This is a genomic window from Agromyces sp. 3263 (genome assembly GCF_031456545.1).
Lineage (GTDB): Bacteria > Actinomycetota > Actinomycetes > Actinomycetales > Microbacteriaceae > Agromyces.
In genome coordinates, this window is sequence record NZ_JAVDUV010000002.1 from 301,999 (window position 1) to 320,417 (window position 18,419).

Genomic DNA, 18,419 nt, shown 5'->3' on the forward strand with positions numbered 1-18,419 from the left:
GGGCCCGGTGCCCGATTCCGTCTGAAGCCGTGACTCAGTGATGCGTCGAGTGCGATGCCTCGAGCTCGCCCCGGGTGACCGGTGCGATGCGGTCCTCGAAGAACCAACGCGACATACCCGCACGGAGCTTCTGGCCGACCGTGATCTTGCCACGCGCGTTCGGCCGCAGCATGAGCGGCTGGTACGCGTCGTAGCTCACGAGGCGCCAGCGGTCGTACTCGTCGAGCGGCTGGTGGACCTCGATGAACTCGCCACCGGGCAGCTTCACGATGCGGCCCGATTCGTACCCGTGGAGGACGATCTCGCGATCCTTCTTCTGCAACGCGATGCACACGCGCTTCGTGATGAAGTACGCGACGAACGGCCCGATGATCACGACGGCCTGGAGGGCGTGGATGACCCCCTCCATCGTCAGTGCGAAGTGCGTCGCGAGGATGTCCGAGCTCGCCGCGGCCCAGAGGCCGGCGTAGAACGTGACGCCGGCAGCGCCGATCGCGGTGCGAGTCGGGGCATTGCGGGGCCGGTCCGCGATGTGGTGCTCGCGCTTGTCGCCGGTGACCCAGGCCTCGATGAAGGGATAGGCCAGCACGAGGACGATGAAGATGCCGATCGCGATGAGCGGGACGAGGATGTTGAACGACCAGGTGCGGTCGAGCCACACGAACTCCCAGCCCGGCGGGATGAGACGCAGCGCGCCGTCGGCGAAGCCGATGTACCAGTCGGGCTGGGTGCCCGCCGAAACCGGCGAGGGATCGTAGGGCCCGTAGCTCCAGATCGGGTTGATCGTGAACATCGAGGCGATGAGCGCGAGCACGCCGAAGATGATGAAGAAGAATCCGCCGGCCTTCGCCGCATAGATCGGCAGGATGGGCGGGCCGACCGCGTTCTGCTGCGTCTTGCCGGGTGCGGCGTACTGCGTGTGCTTGTGCACGACGACGAAGACGAGGTGGATGGCGATGAGCGCGACGAGGATGGCCGGCAGCAGCAGGATGTGCAGCGTGTACAGGCGTCCGACGATCGCCGTGCCGGGGAACTCGCCGCCGAAGAGCAGGAACGAGGTCCACGTTCCGATCACCGGGATGCCCTTGATCAGGCCGTCGATGATCCGCAGGCCGTTGCCCGAGAGCAGGTCGTCGGGGAGGGAGTACCCGGTGAAGCCCTCGCCCATCGCGAGGATGAACATCGTGAAGCCGATCACCCAGTTGAGCTCGCGCGGCTTGCGGAACGCACCCGTGAAGAAGATGCGCAGCATGTGCAGGCCGATCGAGGCCACGAAGAGGAGCGCCGCCCAGTGGTGCATCTGGCGCACGAACAGGCCGCCGCGGATGTCGAACGAGATGTCGAGGGTCGACGCCATCGCCACCGACATCTCGACGCCCTTGAGCGGTACGTACGAGCCGTCGTACTGGACCTCGGCCATCGACGCCTGGAAGAAGAACGTCAGGAAGGTGCCGGTGATGAGGATGACGACGAAGCTGAAGAGCGCGACCTCGCCGAGGAGGAACGACCAGTGGTCGGGGAAGGCCTTGCGACCGAGCTCCTTGACGAAGCCGGCGAGGCTGGTGCGGTCGTTGACGTAGGTCGAGGCCGCAGCCGTGAACGACCGCTTCTGCGTGTCGTCGCGAGAGGTGATGGTACTCAACTGCGCTCCCAGAAACTCGGGCCGACGGGTTCGTTGAAGTCGCTCTGGGCGATGAGGTAGCCCTCATCGTCGACGGCGATCGGAAGCTGCGGCAGCGGGCGCTTGGCGGGGCCGAAGATGACCTCGCAGTGGTTGGCCACGTCGAACTGCGACTGGTGGCACGGGCACAGCAGGTGATGCGTGTGCTGCTCGTACAGGGCCACGGGGCATCCGACGTGCGTGCAGATCTTGGAGTAGGCGACGATGCCGTCGTACGACCATGACTCCCGATCCGGCGCCTGGTTGAGCTCACTCGGCTCGAGGCGCATGAGGAGGACGGCCGCCTTGGCCTTCTCCTCCAGCTTTCCGTGCTCCAGCTCCGCCAGGCCCTCGGGGATGACGTGGAACGCGCTGCCGATCGTGATGTCGGCGGCCTTGATCGGCACGCCCGACGGGTCGAGCGTGAGACGCGTGCCCTTGGCCCACATGGTGTGGCTGAGCAGTTCGACGGGAAGCTGGTCTTGGGGTGCGAAGCCGCGGAAGAGCACGACCGCGGGCAGCGGGAACGCGATGAGCGCGCCGATGAGGCTGTTGCGGATCACCGATCGACGGGTGAAGCCGGACTCGCGGTCTGCATCGGTGAAGACCTTGACGGCGGCCGCCTGCGTCTCAGGGGAACCGCCGACCGGGTGCCGCTCATCGGCGAGCTCGACGTCGGCCATGATCGACTTGCCCCAGTGCACGATGCCGAAGCCGAGCCCCAGGAGGGCGAGCGTGGCACCGAGGCCGATGAACATGTTGTTCAGTCGAACCGCGCCGACGTCGTTGGACTCGATGGGGAACAGCATGTAGGCCGCCACGGCCCAGACGCTGCCGACGATCGACAGGTAGAAGAGCGTGTAGACCGTGCGGCTCGCACGCTTCTCGCGCGCCGGGTCCTCGTCGGTGACGCGCGGACGGTGCGGCGGGAAGCCGGGGTTCTGGAACCCGTCTGTGGTGACGATCGCGGTGCCCGGCGAAACGGCTGGTTCGTGCGCGGCGTGCGACGAGTCGGCAACGGCGAGATCAGCGCCGCTGTGGTCGTCCTGTGCCATGGTTCTCCTTCTTGAGGTATTCGGTGCCGGGCGCTAGTTGGATTTCGCCGTGATCCACACGGTGATCGCGACGATCGCGCCGAGACCGAAGATCCAGATGAACAGGCCCTCGGCGACCGGGCCGAGCGAGCCGAGCTCGAAGCCGCCGGGGGAGCGGTTGTCCTGCACGTACTTGAGGTAGGTGATGACGTCGCGCTTGTCTTCCGGCGAGATGTTCAGGTCGTTGAAGACGGGCATGTTCTGGGGGCCGGTGACCATGGCCTCGTAGATGTGCACGCCCGAGACGTCGGTGAGCGGAGGAGCGAACTTGCCCTCGGTGAGCGCGCCGCCGGCGCCGGCCACGTTGTGGCACATCGCGCAGTTGATGCGGAACAGCTCGGCGCCGTTGGCCGCGTCGCCGCCGCCGTTGACGAGGTGATCGGCGGGGATGTCGGGGCCGGGGCCGAGCGACGCGACGTAGTAGGCGAGCTGCTTGACCTGCTCGTCCTCGAACTGCGGCGGCTTCTGCTGCGCCTGCGGACCCTGCATCTGCATCGGCATGCGGCCGGTGCCGACCTGGAAGTCGACCGCTGCCGCACCGACGCCGATGAGGCTCGGCCCGGTGTTGGTGCCCTGTGCCTCGAGGCCGTGGCAGGTGGCGCAGTTGGCCTGGAAGAGCTTCTTGCCCTCTTCGATCGTCGCCTGCGACGTCGGCTCGGCCTCGGCCTGGGCGGTGCCCGTGCTCAGCGCCGCGTACGCCCCGCCGGTGAAGACGAGTCCGAGCGCCAGCAGGGCGACGGTGGCGAGCGGGTGCCGGCGTCCGGTGCGTCGCTTCGAGCGGTTCATCAGTTTCTTCCTGTTCGCGGGCATGCTGTTCGTGAAGCTCCTGCTGTCTCTATTTGAGGACGTAGATGACGAGGAACAGGCCGATCCAGACGACATCGACGAAGTGCCAGTAGTAGGAGACGACGATCGCGCTGGTCGCCTCCTTGTGGCCGAAGTTCTTCACGGCGAAGACGCGGCCGATGACGAGGAGGAACGCGATCAGGCCACCCGTGACGTGCAGGCCGTGGAAGCCGGTGGTGAGGTAGAACGCCGAGCCGTAGGAGTTCGAGTCGAGCGCGATTCCCTCGGAGACGAGCGTGGCGTACTCCCAGATCTGGCCGGCGACGAAGGTGGCGCCCATGGCATAGGTGAGGAAGAACCACTCGACCATGCCCCACTGCGTCGGCTTCCAGCCGGTGGCATAGGGCTGCAGGCGCTCGGCGGCGAAGACGCCGAACTGGCACGTGAAGGAGGAGAGCACGAGGATGATCGTGTTCGTCAGCGCGAACGGGAAGTTGAGGCGATCGGCCTCGAAGTTCCACAGGTCGGGCGACGTCGACCGCAGCGTGAAGTAGATCGCGAAGAGCCCCGCGAAGAACATGACCTCGCTGCCGAGCCAGACGATCGTGCCCACCGCAACGGTGTTCGGTCGCTTGATCACGGGCGCGCTCGCCTGATAAGTGATTGAGGTGCTCGTCACGCTCCCCATTATGGCTGAAATCAAGCGTGAGTTTTCGTCGACCTCGGCGTTCGTTTCGACGTCGAACGGTAAGGGAAACCTAACTTCCGATGGGTTCATGCCGTGAATCCGCCCTGAACCCCCTCGCTAGGATCGAGCCATGCCCGCCGAACAGACCTGGCCCTCCATCATCTCCGCGCTCCTCGACGGCGAGGACCTCAGCGTGTCGGATGCCGCGTGGTGCATGGAGCAGGTCATGACGGGCACCGCGACCCAGGCCCAACTCGCCGGCTTCCTGATCGCCCTCCGGGTCAAGGGGGAGACGGTCGACGAGATCGTCGGCTTCCGCGATGCCGTCCTCGAGCACGCCATCCCGCTGCCGGTCGACCCCATGGCCCTCGACATCGTCGGCACGGGCGGCGACCGCTTCGGCACGGTCAACGTCTCGACGATGGCGTCCGTCGTCGCCGCGGCATCCGGAGTGCCCGTGATCAAGCACGGCAACCGTGCGGCGAGCTCCTCGTCGGGCTCGTCCGACGTGCTCGCGGCGCTGGGCCTCGACCTCGCCCTCCCGGCGGAGCGCGTCGCCGAGGTGCTGGGGGAGGCGGGCATCACGTTCGCCTTCGCCGGCGCGTTCCACCCGGGCTTCAAGCACGCGGGGCCCGTGCGGGCCGAACTCGGCGTGCCCACGGTGTTCAACTTCCTCGGTCCGCTGTGCAATCCCGCACGCCCCGAGGCATCCGCCGTCGGAGTCGCCCACCTCGATCGGGTGCCGCTCATCGTGGGCGTGTTCCAGACCCGCGGCGCGACCGCGCTCGTCTTCCGAGGCGACGATGGGCTCGACGAGCTGACGACGACCGGCCACTCGCACATGTGGGAGGTCTCGCTCGGCACCGTGAAGGAGCACGACCTCGACCCGCGCGACCTCGGCATCCAGCGCGCGCGTATCGACCAGCTCGTCGGCGGCGATGCCGCGCACAATGCCGAGATCGTGCATCGGGTCCTCGCGGGGGAACGCGGACCCGTACGCGACATCGTCGTGCTGAACGCCGCGGCAGGTTTGGTGTCGTTCGCGCTCGCGAAGGACCCGACCGAGTTCCAGCGGGCGATCCTGGACCGCTTCCGCGACAAGATGGCAGTGGCCGAGGAGGCGATCGACAGCGGCGCGGCAGCGCGCAAGCTCGAGGAGTGGATCGCCGCCACGAGGCGCTGACTCCGCTGAACTCGGGCCAGCGTGATGCGAACCCGGCGTACGACAGCGGCCGGGCATGCGACAGGCCCCGCGGAGGTCGCGGGGCCTGTCGTCAGGTGATCAGCGCACGTCGTCGTCGACCCAGTCGAAGGTCTTCGTGACGGCCTTCTTCCAGAGCCGGATCTGACGGTCGCGCTCCTCGGCCTCCATCTTGGGCTCCCACCGGGAGTCCTCTTGCCAGTTCGCGCGGAGCTCGTCGAGGTCGGACCAGAACCCCACGGCCAGTCCCGCGGCGTACGCGGCGCCGAGGGCGGTCGTCTCGGCGACGACCGGACGCACGACCGGAACGCCCAGGATGTCGGCCTGGAACTGCATGAGCGTGTTGTTCGCGATCATGCCGCCGTCGACCTTCAGCTCGGTCAGGTCCACCCCGGAGTCGGCGTTGACGGCCTCGAGCACCTCGCGGGTCTGGAACGCCGTCGCCTCGAGCGCGGCCCGGGCGATGTGGCCCTTGTTCACGTAGCGGGTGAGTCCGACGAGTGCCCCGCGGGCATCCGAGCGCCAGTACGGCGCGAAGAGACCCGAGAACGCGGGCACGAAGTACGCGCCGCCGTTGTCCTCCACCGTCTTGGCGAGATCCTCCACCTCTGCCGCGCTCGAGATCAGGCCCAGGTTGTCGCGCAGCCATTGGATCAGCGATCCGGTCACGGCGATCGACCCCTCGAGGGCATAGTGCGCCGGCCCGTCGCCGAGCTTGTAGCCCAGCGTGGTGAGCAGCCCGTTCTTCGAGTGCACGACCTCGGTGTCGGTGTTGAAGATGAGGAAGTTGCCGGTGCCGTAGGTGTTCTTCGACTCCCCGGCGTCGAACGCCGCCTGGCCGAACGTCGCGGCCTGCTGGTCGCCCAGGATGCCGGCGACGGGGACCTCGCGGAGGAGGCTCGACGGCTCGACGGTGCCGTAGACCTCGGACGACGACTTGATCGCCGGCATCATGGACTTCGGCACGCCGAACGCGGCGAGGATGTCGTCGCGCCAGCTGAGCGTCTCGAGGTCCATGAACATCGTGCGACTGGCGTTGGTGACATCTGTGGCGTGCACGCCGCCGTCGACGCCGCCGGTGAGGTTCCAGAGCACCCAGCTGTCGGTGGTGCCGAAGAGCAGGTCGCCGGCCTCGGCCTTCTCGCGCGCGCCGTCGACGTTCTCGAGGATCCAGACGATCTTCGTGCCCGAGAAGTAGGTGGCGAGCGGCAGGCCGACATCCTGCTTGAACCGCTCGACCCCGCCGTCGGCGGCGAGGCGGTCGACGATGGGCTGGGTGCGGGTGTCCTGCCAGACGATGGCGTTGTAGACCGGCTGGCCGGTGTTCTTGTCCCACACCACGGCCGTCTCGCGCTGGTTGGTGATGCCCACGGCAGCGATGTCATGGCGGGTGAGGTCGGCCTTGCCGAGGGCCTGGCCGATCACCTCGCGCGTGTTGCGCCAGATCTCCAGCGGGTCGTGCTCGACCCACCCTGCCCTGGGGAAGATCTGCTCGTGCTCGAGCTGTCCGGTGGCGACGATCGACCCCTTCTTGTCGAAGATGATCGTGCGGGTGCTCGTCGTTCCCTGGTCGATCGCCAGGATGTAGTCGGCCATGACTTCCTCTCAATTGTGCGGATGCCCCGAGGGCACGCATGCCGAGGGGGCCTGTTGCGTGCGAAAGACGGAGAGGCCGGCCCGTTCGGACCGGCCCCGCCGGATGGTCAGGTGATGATCGGCAGCAGCCAGAGCGCCGCCCAGCCGGCCAGGACGCCGCCGATGATCGGGCCCACGACCGGAACCCACGAGTAGGACCAGTCGGAGGCGCCCTTGCCCCTGATGGGGAGGAACGCGTGGGCGAGCCGGGGCCCGAGGTCACGGGCCGGGTTGATCGCGTATCCGGTCGGGCCACCGAGCGAGACGCCGATGCCGACCACGAGGAGGGCGACCGGCAGCGCACCGAGCGAGGCGAGTCCGGAGGGATCGCCCTGTCGGCCGAAGCCGATCACGACGAAGACCAGGACGAACGTGCCGATGATCTCGGTGACCAGGTTCCATGCGTAGTTGCGGATGCCGGGGCCCGTCGAGAAGGTGCCGAGCTTGGGCGCCGGGTCGGGCTCCTCATCGAAGTGCTGCTTGTAGGCGAGCCAGACGATGACGGCACCGATGATGGCGCCGATCAGCTGGGCACCGATGTAGGCGATGACGGAGAGGAAGTTGACCGGAACCGTGAGGTCGAGCGCGGCGTTGCCGAATTCGGTCGCACCGTTCGCGACGAGGCCCAGCGTCACTGCCGGGTTGATGTGCGCGCCGGAGGCGTAGGCGACGATCACGCCGGCGAAGACCGCGAAGCCCCAGCCGAACGTCACCATGAGGAACCCGCCGTTGAAGCCCTTCGTCTTCGCGAGGGCGACGTTGGCCACGACACCGCAGCCGAGGAGCACCAGCATCGCGGTGCCCACGAGTTCCGAGAGGAACAATATTCCGAGATTGTCCACGTCGACCTTCCATCCTTTTCGCTTGGCCCCGAGGGCTTCGCCCAGGGGCGGAACACTGCCCACCATACTCAGGCCATGCACCGCGCGGAATGGGCGCGCTGGATTTGCGGATGCTCCTACCACGGCGACCCCGAGGGGCGTAGGTTGAGTCGCGAGTGCTGCGTCGGCGCCGATGCACGGTCGCGTGGCGTGCGACAGCCATGGTGAAGGGATGCTCGTGAAGAAGATCATCAACGATCCGAAGCGTGTCGTCGACGAGTCCGTCGCCGGTTTCGGACTGGCGCACGCCGATCTCGTGCGCGTGGAGATGGACCCGATCCACGTGGTGCGCGCCGACGCGCCGATCGCCGGCAAGGTCGGCATCGTGAGCGGCGGCGGCAGCGGGCACGAGCCCCTGCACGCCGGCTACGTGGGCTTCGGCATGCTGGATGCCGCAGTGCCCGGCGCCGTGTTCACCTCGCCCACGCCCGACCCGATCCTCGCCGCGACGAAGGCCGTCGACGGTGGCGCCGGCGTGCTGCACATCGTGAAGAACTACACCGGCGACGTGTTGAACTTCGAGACCGCCGCCGACCTGGCGGCGGCCGACGGCATCACCGTCCGCGCGGTGGTGACCAACGACGACGTCGCAGTGAAGGACTCGCTGTACACCGCCGGGCGTCGCGGCGTCGCCGGCACCGTGCTCGTCGAGAAGATCGCCGGCGCGGCCGCCGAACGCGGCGACTCGCTGGACGAGGTCGCCGAGATCGCCGAGCGGGTGAACGCGAACGCACGTTCGATGGGGCTGGCGCTCACCCCGTGCATCGTTCCCCACGCCGGTGAACCCAGCTTCCAGCTCGCGGAGGACGAGATCGAGATCGGCATCGGCATCCACGGCGAGCCGGGTCGAGAGCGGATCAAGCTCGAGCCCGCCGACCAGTTGGTGGACCGCCTCATCGAGCCGATCCTCGAAGACCTGCCGTACGCCTCGGGCGACCGGGTGCTGCTGTTCGTGAACGGCATGGGCGGCACGCCGCTCGTGGAGCTTTACCTCGCCTACCGCAGGGCCGCCGAGGTGCTCGAGGAACGCGGCATCGAGATCGCTCGATCGCTGGTCGGCAACTACATCACGTCGCTCGAGATGCAGGGCATGTCGCTCACGCTCCTCAAGCTCGACGACGAGATGATCAGGCTGTGGGACGACCCGGTGCAGACCGCGGCGCTCCGCTGGGCACGATAGGGAGGCATCCGTGGGTCTGGACAGCACCTGGGCGGTGGAGTGGGTCAGGCGAAGCGCCGAGGTCATCTCCGAGCATCGCGTCGAACTGCTCACGCTCGACCGCGAGATCGGCGACGGCGACCACGGGGAGAACATGGATCGCGGCTTCCAGGCGGTCCTGCCCAAACTCGACGACCTGCCCGCCGGCTCCACCCCGGGTGACGTCCTGAAGCTCGTCGCGACGACGCTCATCTCGACGGTCGGCGGGGCGGCTGGTCCGCTCTACGGCACCGCCTACCTGAAGGGCGCCGTGGCGGCGGGCTCCGACGCGACGCTCGACGGTGCCGCCGTCGCCGCCGTCCTCGCGGCGGCCCGAGACGGGATCGTGCTCCGCGGCAAGGCGGAACCGGGCGACAAGACCATGATCGACGCCTGGACGCCTGCGGTCGACGCCGCGGAGTCGGCTGCGGGCAACGGCGCGGATGCCGCGGCCGTGTTCGCCGCCGCGGCCGAGGCCGCTGAGGCCGGTGCCGTCGCAACGGAGCCGCTCGTCGCCCGCAAGGGGCGTGCCAGCTACCTGGGGGAGCGTTCCGCCGGTCACCGCGATCCCGGGGCGCAGTCCACGGCGCTGCTGCTCAGGGCCGCCGCCGACACCGCGTCGACGGCCGCGGGAGCCTGAGGTGGGGACACCCGGCAAGGTCGGCGTCGTCTTCGTCTCGCATTCCGCGCGCATCGCCGACGGCCTCGTCGAGCTCGCCCGCCAGATGGCCCCGAGCGCGGCACTCGTCGCCGCAGGCGGCACCGATGACGGACGCATCGGCACCAGCTTCGACCTCGTGAGCGCGGGCATCGGCGCAGCGGATGCCGGTGACGGCGTCGTCGTCCTGTGCGACCTGGGATCGGCGATCCTCACGGCGGAGACGGCACTCGACTTCCTCGACGACGACGCGCGCGCCCGGGTGCGGATCGTCGACGCCCCGCTCGTCGAGGGCGGGGTGGCGGCCGCGGTCGCCGCCGAAGCCGGCGACCCTCTCGACCAGGTGGTCGCGGCGGCGGAGTCCGCGCGCGGCGGGCCTTCCGTGCACGGCGGCGACACGGTGGCGCCGGCTGACGGCGGCGGTGAGGCATCCAGGGTGCAGCGCACGGTGACCCTGGTGAATGCCGACGGCCTCCATGCGCGCCCCGCTGCCGAGCTCGTGAAGCTGGCGAGCACGTTCCCGCAACGGGTCACCGTGAACGGCACCGACGCGAAGAGCCTCCTCGGCATCATGTCGCTCGGCCTCACGAAGGGCGCGACCGTCGAGATCGCGAGCGACGACCCTGCGGGCCGGGAGGCCGTCGACGCCATCGCCGCCTTGGCGGAGTCGGGCTTCGGCGAGGCGTGACCGGTCGTCGCTGACGACGAGTGGTCAGTTGCCGCCGGCGACGCGAATGTCGGCGCCCGACGTGTAGGAGGCGTCCGGAGCGAACAGGTAGGCGACCGCCCCGGCGACCTCGTGTGCCTCGCCCGGTCGGCGCATCGGGATGCCGGGGGCACGCTCGTCGGGGGCGTTCGGGCGGCCGGCCGCTGCGTGGATCTCGGTGCGTGTCGTGCCGGGCGACACGGTGTTGACGCGCACCCCGACCGGCCCGAACTCCTTCGACGCTCCCATCGTCAGCACGTTGAGCGCCGCCTTGCTCATCGCGTAGGGGATATAGGTGTTCGGCGATCCGGTGGTCGCCGCGCCCGAGGAGATGTTCACGATGCACCCGCCCGCACCACCGCGGTCCGTCGCCATGTGGGCGATCGCCGCGCGCGTGAGCACGATCGGCGCCAGTACGTTGACCCGGAACACCAGCTCGGACTCCTCGATGGACGCATCGAGGAATCCGCCGATCAGGCCAGTGATCCCGGCGTTGTTGACGAGCCCGGTCACGGTGCCGAACCGCTCGACGGCCGCCGGCACCACGGTCGCGGCCGCATCGAGGTCGGCCAGGTCGGCCTGCAGGAGCAGCACCCGCGAGCCGGATGCCTCGCATGCGCGCCCGACCTCGGCGGCATCCTCCTCGCGGTCGCGGTAGGTCAGCACGAGGTCGTGGCCCTCACGTGCGAGGCGCTCGGCGATCGCGGCACCGATGCCACGACTGGCCCCCGTGACGATCGTGACCGGGCGGCGAGGGGCATCCGTCTGCATTCGCCCAGACTATGACGCGCGGGACGGGTCTGGCGCCGGTGTGACCAGCGGGCGTACCATCGGGCGCATGGCACGCGAGGAGGCGAGCCCGCCACAGGGCAATTCGTTCACCAGGTTCTTCGATCGCGTCGACCGGGTCCTCGGGCCCGCGTTCGTTTCGCCGCTCATGCCCGCCGACGAGGAGTCATCCGCGATGCCAGAGGACCAGAAGCCGTGCCCGCTCTGCGGGCGCCCGATGTTCGAGCATGTCATCGACCACTCGACCGCGAACACCGTGCTGCTCTGCCCGACGGATGAACGCCTGCCCGAGCACGAGGTCGAGGGGCCGCTCAACGAACTCGGCATGCCGGCCAGCGGGCGGCGACTGGAGAAGTACGAGGAGCGCGAGGCCCGCGAACGCGACGTCCGGGAGGAACGCGCCGAGCAGCTCTGAGGAACCGCTCAGCCGGGGGAGAGCAGGACGAGCTGCTGCGTCGCCCTCGTCATGGCGACGTAGTGGTCGACGGCGCCTTCGATGCCGTCACCGAACCCATCGGGCTCGAGCAGGACCACCAGGTCGAACTCCAGTCCCTTCGTCAGTTCGGGCGTGAGTCGGCGAATCCGGGTGGCGGCTTCGGCCGAGATGCCGATCGCGTGGAGGTGCGCATCGTCCCTCGCGATCACGCACGCGATGCCGTCGTCGTGGGCGGCCAGCCACGACGCGAGGATGGCGTCGAGTTCGGCAACCGCGCCGTGCAGCACCGGGAGCCCGCTGCTGCGGATCGAGGTCGGCACATTGGCGTCGGGAAGGACGGCGCGGATGACCGGCGCGGCCTCGGCCATCACCTCCTCGGGCGTGCGGTAGTTGATGCTCAGGCTCGCGAGGTCGATCCGTTTGATGCCCACCCGCTCGAGGCGTTGCCGCCAACTCTCGGTGAAGCCGTGCCGGGCCTGCGCTCGGTCGCCGACGATGGTGAAGCTGCGGGACGGGCAGCGTGAGAGCAGCATCTGCCACTCGGCATCCGTCAGCTCCTGTGCCTCGTCGATCACGATGTGCGCGAACGGTCCGGCGAGCAGGTCGTGATCGCGTGTCACCTGCACCGCCTCGTCGACCAGCGTGAGCTGCGCGTCCTGCCCGCGGAGCATCTTCATGACGCCCAATGCGGAGTCGTCGGCCGCGATGAGGTCGTCGACGACGCGATCCATGACCTCGCGGTGCGAGGCGAGGGCCGCCTCATCGCGACGTCTTCGAAGCGATGCCTCTGGGTCTCCGATCCGCTGCCGTGCGGCGTCGAGCAGCGGCAGGTCGGAGACGGTCCAGGCGCGGGCGTCGTCGCGTCGGAGCATCCGGATCTCGACGGGGGAGAGCCACGGTGCACATGCCGCCAGATACGAGGGAACCGACCACAGGTCGCCGACGACGCCCGCCGGGTCGAGCAGCGGCCATGCGCGAGTGAACGCCGAGCGCAGTTCGGTGTTCTGTTCGAGTGCTCGGCGCAGGCGGGCGTCGGTGACGCCCTCGTCGTGGTTGTCCATGAGGATCGCGATGAGCGCCTCCCAGACCTCGTCGCGCGCCTCGTTGTGCGGGGTCGCCGGTTCTCGGGCGTCGAACGCCTCGGCCCAGTCGCCGGGATCCAGCCAGACGTCCGCCCAGGGGGTCTCCACCGTCATCCCTCGCGCGGGTGGCCGCTCGTAGTGCGCGACCGCGGCCGCGACGGCGTCCACCAACCGTGCCGAGGCCTTGAGCCGTGCGACGGCCGCGTCCAGCTCGCCGACGGCTGCGAGGCCCTCTGGAACGAGATCCCGCAGAGTACAGGTCTGCACGCCCTCCTCACCGAGGCTCGGCAGCACATCGGCGACGTAGTCGAGGTAGGGCTGGTGCGGCCCGACGAACAGCACGCCACCTCGGCGATGACCGAGGCGCGGGTCGGAGTAGAGCAGGTACGCCGTTCGGTGCAGCGCGACGACCGTCTTCCCGGTGCCCGGCCCCCCGTCGACGACCAGCGCGCCTCGGGAACCGGCACGGATGATGGCGTCCTGGTCGGCCTGGATGGTCGCCAGGACGTCGCGCATGCGGTCGGACCGCGTCCCACCGAGCGAGGCGATGAACGCGGACTGGTCGTCGAGCGCAGCGCGGTGGCCCTCGAACCCGTCGATCGTGAACACCTCGTCCCAGTAGTCGGTGATCCGGCCTCGGGTCCAGCGGTAACGTCGCCGGCTCGCCAGTCCCATCGGATCGCCGTGCGTGGCGCCGAAGAACGGCTCGGCGGCGGGGGAGCGCCAGTCGAGCAGCAGGCGGTGCCCGTCCTCGTCGACGAGGCCCAGGCGGCCTATGTAGAGCGGGTCTCCACCCTCGGGATCCATGCGGCCGAGGCAGAGGTCCAGCCCGTAGCGTCGCAGGGTGCGCAAGCGCGCGGCGAGCTGGTGGATCTCGAGATCGCGGTCCAGCGCAGCCTGCCCTCGACCTCCCGCTGTCTTGCGGACGCGGTCGAGCCTGGTCGAGACGGCGGCGATGGAGCGTTCCAAGGTCGTCGCGATGGCCGCGAAGTGCTGTTCATCGGCGCCGATCAAGGCGGGCTGCGCCTTGTCGGCGAGTCTAGGCGGAAGGTCGAACACGCTGGTGGTCAGGACGGCTCCTCGAGTGGGCGGCGGGACGGCCGTCCATTGTGCGCCATCAGGGGGCCCTTGCGGCAAGGCCCCCTCGCTCCGATATCCTGAAAGCGGGAGGTCGAGACGACCTCCCGTTCGTGTGTCCGGCTCGATGTGCCATGTGCCGGGCTTCGGGTGCCCATCGCCCTGGCAGGGCCGGGGGAGCACCGGTACTTCTCAGCAAACTTTCAGGAAAGCCGTATCCGGCCGACTCGAGTCGCGTGTCGGTTCGGGTCGATAGCATGCAAGCATGCCGATCAAGCTCGAGAATGTCGGGATCGCCGTGCGCGACCTCGAGGCGACCATCGCCTTCTTCACCGACCTGGGACTGACGGTGGTCGGCCGGGACACAGTGAGCGGGGAATGGACCGACACCGCCGTGGGCCTCGATGGCAATCACGCCAAGATCGCCGTGCTCAACACGCCCGACGGTCATGGCCAACTCGAGCTCTTCGAGTATCTCCATCCCGAGGCGATCGAGACGGAGCCGACACGTCCGAACGAGATCGGCATGCATCGCGTCGCCTTCTCCGTCGACGACCTCGACGAGGCGCTGGCGATCGCCGCGCGACACGGCTGCCACCCGCTGCGCGGCGTGGCCACGTACCAGGATGTCTACAAGCTCACGTACCTGCGCGGTCCGAGCGGCATTCTCGTGATGCTCGCCCAGGAGCTGAAGAAGAACTGACGCCCTCGCGGCCCGGCTCTCAGGGGAGCGGGCACTCCACGTCGGCTCTCGCGGTCGTGAGAGAAAACCGAGGCCGCGAAAGTCAAACCGACATAATGTGCATTATCGGCGCACGGCAATGCCTGTTGGAAGGGCTGACGAGCCGGACGCAATGGCCGGGCTCGTCGCGACGGCCGCTTCCCGTCAGGCACCAAGCGTCTGCCCGGTGTAGAACGCGAACGTCGCGTCAGCCGCGCGAGCAGCGTCGTCGGGATCTGCGCCGTCGGCGACGTGCGCGTCGGCCCAGCGGTCCGCCGCGGCTCGGCTGAACATGCTGCCCTCGGCGGACAGCGCCCACTGCTCGCCCTCCTCGGGTGAGATCCGGCCGTCCAGCGCGCCGAGGTGCAATGCCAGGCCGAGCAGCGCCTGATCCCAGCCGACGCCCGTGGCACCCGGCCCGTACGTCTCCCACATGCCGGCCGGCAGGTCGGCGGCTCGTGCGACATGATCGAGCTCGAACCGGGTGCGGTCCGATCCGAGCGACGTGAGCCGGACGGTCACCCAGGAGACGCTGCCGGCGAACTCCCACGTGACGCGATAGCTCGCACTTCCGTCGGAGGGCGGCGTGCACTCGAGGACCTCGCCGCTCGCGTTGCGCGTGAGCTGGTACCGACCACCGAGCTGAAGGTCGCCCGAGACGGGCAGGAACCAGCGTGCGATCCGATCGGCTGTGGTGGTCGCCTTCCAGACGTCATCGATGCCGGCGGGATAGTCCTGGGCGATCGTCTGGATCCGCGATGCCGCACCGTCGACCGTGTCGGTGCGCAGGGTGCGGGTCACGGCCTCGACCTGTGAACGAACGTCAACCATCATTGCTCCTCATCTCGTGGTGGTGCTGGATCGCGTGGATCCCCGGCGTCACTCGCCCCGGGGTCTCCGCCGGCCATGCGTTGCTCGCGTCTGCCGCGGGCGAGTTCCGTTCCGAGGGCCGCCAACGGGCCGCGCCAGTACCGCTCGAACGGACTCAGCCAGGTCTTCACCTGCTGGAGCCCGCCTGCATCGACGGCGTAGAGGCGTCGGGTGCCGTCTGCCCGGACGGTGGCGAAGCCCTGTTCGCGCAGCACCCGAAGGTGCTGCGACACCGCCGGCTGGCTGATGCCGAACTCTTCGCTGATCGTCGCGCCGATGCGGCCGGCCGGGGCCTCGCCGTCGGCGAGCAACTCGAGGATGCGGCGGCGAACCGGGTCCCCCAGGACATCGAGCGCGTGCATGCGTCGATTCTTGCGTCAGTGCTTATATAAGTCAAGGCTGAATTTGGTAGGCGACATGAGCTGGCCGCGCCATCCGGGCGAGCGACCGCCCGCTCGTCAGGAGCCGACGTACGTTGCCAGGTGCTGGCCCGTGAGCGTCGAGCGCGCCGCGACGAGCTCGGCCGGAGTGCCCTCGAACACGATGCGACCGCCGTCGTGACCGGCTCCCGGCCCGAGGTCGATGATCCAATCGGCGTGGGCCATGACAGCCTGATGATGCTCGATGACGATCACGGATTTGCCCGCATCGACGAGCCGGTCGAGGAGTCCGAGCAGTTGCTCGACGTCGGCCAGGTGCAGCCCCGTCGTCGGCTCGTCGAGCACGTAGACGCCGCCCTGTTCCGCCATGTGCGTCGCCAGCTTGAGCCGTTGGCGCTCACCGCCCGACAGGGTCGTCAGCGGCTGGCCGATGGTGAGGTAGCCGAGCCCGACGTCGACGAGCCGTTCCAGGATCGCGTGCGCCGCCGGCAGGCGCGACTCCCCCGCGCTGAAGAACGACTCGGCGTCGGCGACGGACATGCCGAGGACCTCGCTGATGTCGCGACCGCCGAGCTTGTATTCGAGCACGGAGGTGTCGAAGCGCCGTCCCTCGCAGACCTCGCATGGTGATTCGACCGTGGCCATCATGCCGAGGTCCGTGTAGATGACGCCGGCCCCGTTGCAGTTCGGGCAGGCGCCCTCGGAGTTCGCGCTGAACAGCGCCGGCTTGACGCCGTTGGCCTTCGCGAACGCCTTGCGGATCGGCTCGAGCAGGCCGGTGTACGTGGCCGGGTTGCTGCGACGAGACCCGCGGATCGCGCCTTGGTCGATGGAGACGACGCCGTCGCGCCCTGCCACCGACCCGTGGATGAGCGAGCTCTTACCCGATCCGGCCACCCCCGTCACGACGACGAGCACGCCCAACGGGACATCCACGTCGACGTCCTGGAGGTTGTTCTCCAAGGCGCCGCGAATCTCCAATGCGCCGTTCGGCGTTCGCACCTCCCCTTTGAGCGACGCCCGGTCGTCGAGGTGCCGCCCCGTGAGCGTGTCACTCGCCCGCAGGTCGTCCACCGTGCCCTCGAAGACGATCTCTCCTCCGGCGGACCCAGCGCGCGGACCGAGGTCGACGACGTGATCGGCGATCGCGATCGCCTCGGGCTTGTGCTCCACGACCAGCACGGTGTTGCCCTTGTCGCGAAGCTGCTGCAGGAGTCGGTTCATCCGTTGGATGTCGTGCGGGTGCAGGCCGATCGTGGGCTCGTCGAACACGTAGGTGACATCCGTCAGCGACGACCCGAGATGGCGGATCATCTTCGTGCGCTGCGCCTCGCCGCCCGACAGCGTGCCCGAGGGCCGGTCGAGCGAGAGGTAGCCGAGGCCGATGTCCACGAACGAGTCGAGGTTCTGCTGCAGTCCGGCGAGGAGCGGCGCGACCGAGGGCTCGTCGAGGCCGCGCACCCAGGTGGCGAGGTCGCTGATCTGCATCGCACAGGCATCCGCGATGCTGATGCCGTCGATCTTCGACCTGCGCGCTCCCTCGCTGAGCCGGGTGCCGCCGCACTCGGGACAGGCGGTGAAGGTCACGGCCCGCTGGACGAACGCGCGGATGTGCGGCTGCATCGCGTCGACGTCCTTCGACAGCATCGACTTCTGCAGCTTCGAGACGAGTCCCTCGTAGGTGAGGTTGATGCCGTTGACCTTCACCTTGCCCGGCTCGCGGTAGAGGAAGTCGTGCAGCTCGGACTCGGTGTAGTCGCGGATCGGCTTGTCGGGGTCGAAGAACCCGGACTCCGAGAAGATGCGCACCGACCAGCCGTCGGCCGTGTAGCCGGGAACGGTGATCGCTCCCCCGGCGAGCGACTTCGTGTCGTCGTAGATCTGCGTGAGGTCGATGTCGGAGACCGTGCCCATGCCCTCGCACCGCGGGCACATGCCGCCGATCTGGCTGAAGTCGCGTGAGACGGTCGTGCTCTGACCACGGTCGATGGTGATCGCACCGCTGCCCTGCACACTCGGGATGTTGAACGAGAACGCCTGCGGCGACCCGATGTGCGGCTGGCCGAGTCGACTGAAGAGGATGCGCAGCATCGCGTTGGCGTCGGTGACGGTCCCGACCGTGGAGCGCGCATTCGCGCCCATGCGCTCCTGGTCGACGATGATGGCCGTGGTGAGCCCTTCCAGCACGTCGACGTCGGGGCGTGAGAGCGTCGGCATGAAGCCCTGCACGAATGCGCTGTAGGTCTCGTTGATCATGCGCTGGGACTCGGCGGCGATCGTGCCGAACACGAGGGAGCTCTTGCCTGAGCCCGACACCCCCGTGAACACGGTCAGGCGGCGCTTCGGGATCTCGACGCTCACGTCCTTCAGGTTGTTCACCCGGGCGCCCTGCACCCGGATCAGGTCGTGGCTGTCGGCGACGCGCGCCTCGCTGTCACTGGCGTGCGTCACGGTCGTCGTGCTCATCTGTCTCCCTCCGCCGGGCGCACCGATGCGCCCGGATGCCCCGGCATGGCCTGCCACGATTCAACCAGTTCCGTCCGACGCGAGAGGCGAG

At 68.8% G+C, this 18,419-nt stretch carries 17 protein-coding genes; 6 read left to right on the forward strand and 11 right to left on the reverse strand.

What is annotated here, in order from left to right:
- Positions 1 to 34: 34 nt before the first annotated feature.
- From J2X63_RS14595 to J2X63_RS14610, 4 genes are read right to left on the reverse strand one after another with little or no spacing between them, the layout of a single operon-like run.
- Positions 35 to 1,642, reverse strand: a complete 1,608-nt coding sequence (locus J2X63_RS14595) for a cytochrome bc complex cytochrome b subunit (RefSeq protein ID WP_396133161.1) — start codon at positions 1,640 to 1,642, stop codon at positions 35 to 37.
- Entirely contained in the window at positions 1,639 to 2,715 is a 1,077-nt protein-coding gene (locus tag J2X63_RS14600; RefSeq protein ID WP_309978519.1) for a Rieske 2Fe-2S domain-containing protein, read from the reverse strand. The genes J2X63_RS14595 and J2X63_RS14600 overlap by 4 nt, the downstream gene beginning before the upstream one ends.
- Before the next feature lie 33 nt (positions 2,716 to 2,748).
- Entirely contained in the window at positions 2,749 to 3,540 is a 792-nt protein-coding gene (locus J2X63_RS14605; RefSeq protein ID WP_309978521.1) for a cytochrome c, read from the reverse strand.
- 49 nt (positions 3,541 to 3,589) lie between these two features.
- Positions 3,590 to 4,228 (reverse strand): heme-copper oxidase subunit III, encoded by a 639-nt coding sequence (locus tag J2X63_RS14610; RefSeq protein WP_309978523.1) that lies wholly within the window; start codon positions 4,226 to 4,228, stop codon positions 3,590 to 3,592.
- 130 nt (positions 4,229 to 4,358) lie between these two features.
- Here J2X63_RS14610 and trpD point away from each other — a divergent pair, with 130 nt between their 5' ends.
- Positions 4,359 to 5,411 carry an anthranilate phosphoribosyltransferase gene (gene trpD / locus J2X63_RS14615; RefSeq protein WP_309978525.1) on the forward strand — a complete coding sequence of 351 codons (1,053 nt, stop codon included), beginning with the start codon at positions 4,359 to 4,361 and terminating at the stop codon, positions 5,409 to 5,411.
- 99 nt (positions 5,412 to 5,510) lie between these two features.
- On the opposite strand, the gene glpK is transcribed toward trpD, so the two are convergent.
- Both glpK and J2X63_RS14625 read right to left on the reverse strand, forming a co-directional pair.
- Entirely contained in the window at positions 5,511 to 7,025 is a 1,515-nt protein-coding gene (gene glpK / locus J2X63_RS14620) for a glycerol kinase GlpK (protein ID WP_309978527.1), read from the reverse strand.
- 107 nt (positions 7,026 to 7,132) lie between these two features.
- Positions 7,133 to 7,858 (reverse strand): MIP/aquaporin family protein, encoded by a 726-nt coding sequence (locus tag J2X63_RS14625; RefSeq protein WP_235934314.1) that lies wholly within the window; start codon positions 7,856 to 7,858, stop codon positions 7,133 to 7,135.
- Positions 7,859 to 8,123: 265 nt separating this feature from the next.
- Here J2X63_RS14625 and dhaK point away from each other — a divergent pair, with 265 nt between their 5' ends.
- Genes dhaK through dhaM form a run of 3 tightly spaced genes read left to right on the forward strand, consistent with a single transcriptional unit; the run spans position 8,124 to position 10,489 of the window.
- Positions 8,124 to 9,125 carry a dihydroxyacetone kinase subunit DhaK gene (gene dhaK / locus J2X63_RS14630; RefSeq protein ID WP_309978529.1) on the forward strand — a complete coding sequence of 334 codons (1,002 nt, stop codon included), beginning with the start codon at positions 8,124 to 8,126 and terminating at the stop codon, positions 9,123 to 9,125.
- Positions 9,126 to 9,135: 10 nt separating this feature from the next.
- Positions 9,136 to 9,783, forward strand: a complete 648-nt coding sequence (dhaL, locus tag J2X63_RS14635; RefSeq protein WP_309978531.1) for a dihydroxyacetone kinase subunit DhaL — start codon at positions 9,136 to 9,138, stop codon at positions 9,781 to 9,783.
- A 1-nt stretch (position 9,784) separates the two neighbouring features.
- Complete coding sequence (gene dhaM / locus J2X63_RS14640) at positions 9,785 to 10,489, forward strand: dihydroxyacetone kinase phosphoryl donor subunit DhaM (RefSeq protein WP_309978533.1); 705 nt, start codon at positions 9,785 to 9,787, stop codon at positions 10,487 to 10,489.
- Positions 10,490 to 10,513: 24 nt separating this feature from the next.
- Here the strand turns inward: dhaM and J2X63_RS14645 are convergent, their stop codons facing one another.
- Positions 10,514 to 11,278 (reverse strand): SDR family oxidoreductase, encoded by a 765-nt coding sequence (locus J2X63_RS14645; RefSeq protein ID WP_309978535.1) that lies wholly within the window; start codon positions 11,276 to 11,278, stop codon positions 10,514 to 10,516.
- A gap of 67 nt (positions 11,279 to 11,345) precedes the next feature.
- Here J2X63_RS14645 and J2X63_RS14650 point away from each other — a divergent pair, with 67 nt between their 5' ends.
- The gene (locus J2X63_RS14650) at positions 11,346 to 11,711 is read left to right on the forward strand and encodes a hypothetical protein (RefSeq protein WP_309978537.1); all 366 of its coding nucleotides are present in this window, start codon (positions 11,346 to 11,348) and stop codon (positions 11,709 to 11,711) included.
- Positions 11,712 to 11,719: 8 nt separating this feature from the next.
- Here the strand turns inward: J2X63_RS14650 and helR are convergent, their stop codons facing one another.
- Positions 11,720 to 13,873 carry an RNA polymerase recycling motor ATPase HelR gene (gene helR / locus J2X63_RS14655; RefSeq protein ID WP_309978539.1) on the reverse strand — a complete coding sequence of 718 codons (2,154 nt, stop codon included), beginning with the start codon at positions 13,871 to 13,873 and terminating at the stop codon, positions 11,720 to 11,722.
- A 283-nt stretch (positions 13,874 to 14,156) separates the two neighbouring features.
- On the opposite strand from helR, the gene J2X63_RS14660 reads away from it, so the two are divergent.
- Positions 14,157 to 14,594, forward strand: coding sequence for a VOC family protein (locus tag J2X63_RS14660; RefSeq protein ID WP_309978541.1), 438 nt, complete (start codon positions 14,157 to 14,159; stop codon positions 14,592 to 14,594).
- 183 nt (positions 14,595 to 14,777) lie between these two features.
- Here J2X63_RS14660 and J2X63_RS14665 read toward each other — a convergent pair whose 3' ends face one another.
- The 3 genes from J2X63_RS14665 to J2X63_RS14675 form a co-directional block, all read right to left on the reverse strand.
- Entirely contained in the window at positions 14,778 to 15,443 is a 666-nt protein-coding gene (locus J2X63_RS14665) for an SRPBCC domain-containing protein (RefSeq protein WP_309978542.1), read from the reverse strand.
- The gene (locus J2X63_RS14670) at positions 15,443 to 15,844 is read right to left on the reverse strand and encodes a metalloregulator ArsR/SmtB family transcription factor (protein ID WP_309978543.1); all 402 of its coding nucleotides are present in this window, start codon (positions 15,842 to 15,844) and stop codon (positions 15,443 to 15,445) included. The genes J2X63_RS14665 and J2X63_RS14670 overlap by 1 nt, the downstream gene beginning before the upstream one ends.
- A 96-nt stretch (positions 15,845 to 15,940) precedes the next feature.
- Positions 15,941 to 18,328 (reverse strand): excinuclease ABC subunit UvrA, encoded by a 2,388-nt coding sequence (locus J2X63_RS14675; RefSeq protein ID WP_309978545.1) that lies wholly within the window; start codon positions 18,326 to 18,328, stop codon positions 15,941 to 15,943.
- Positions 18,329 to 18,419: the final 91 nt, after the last annotated feature.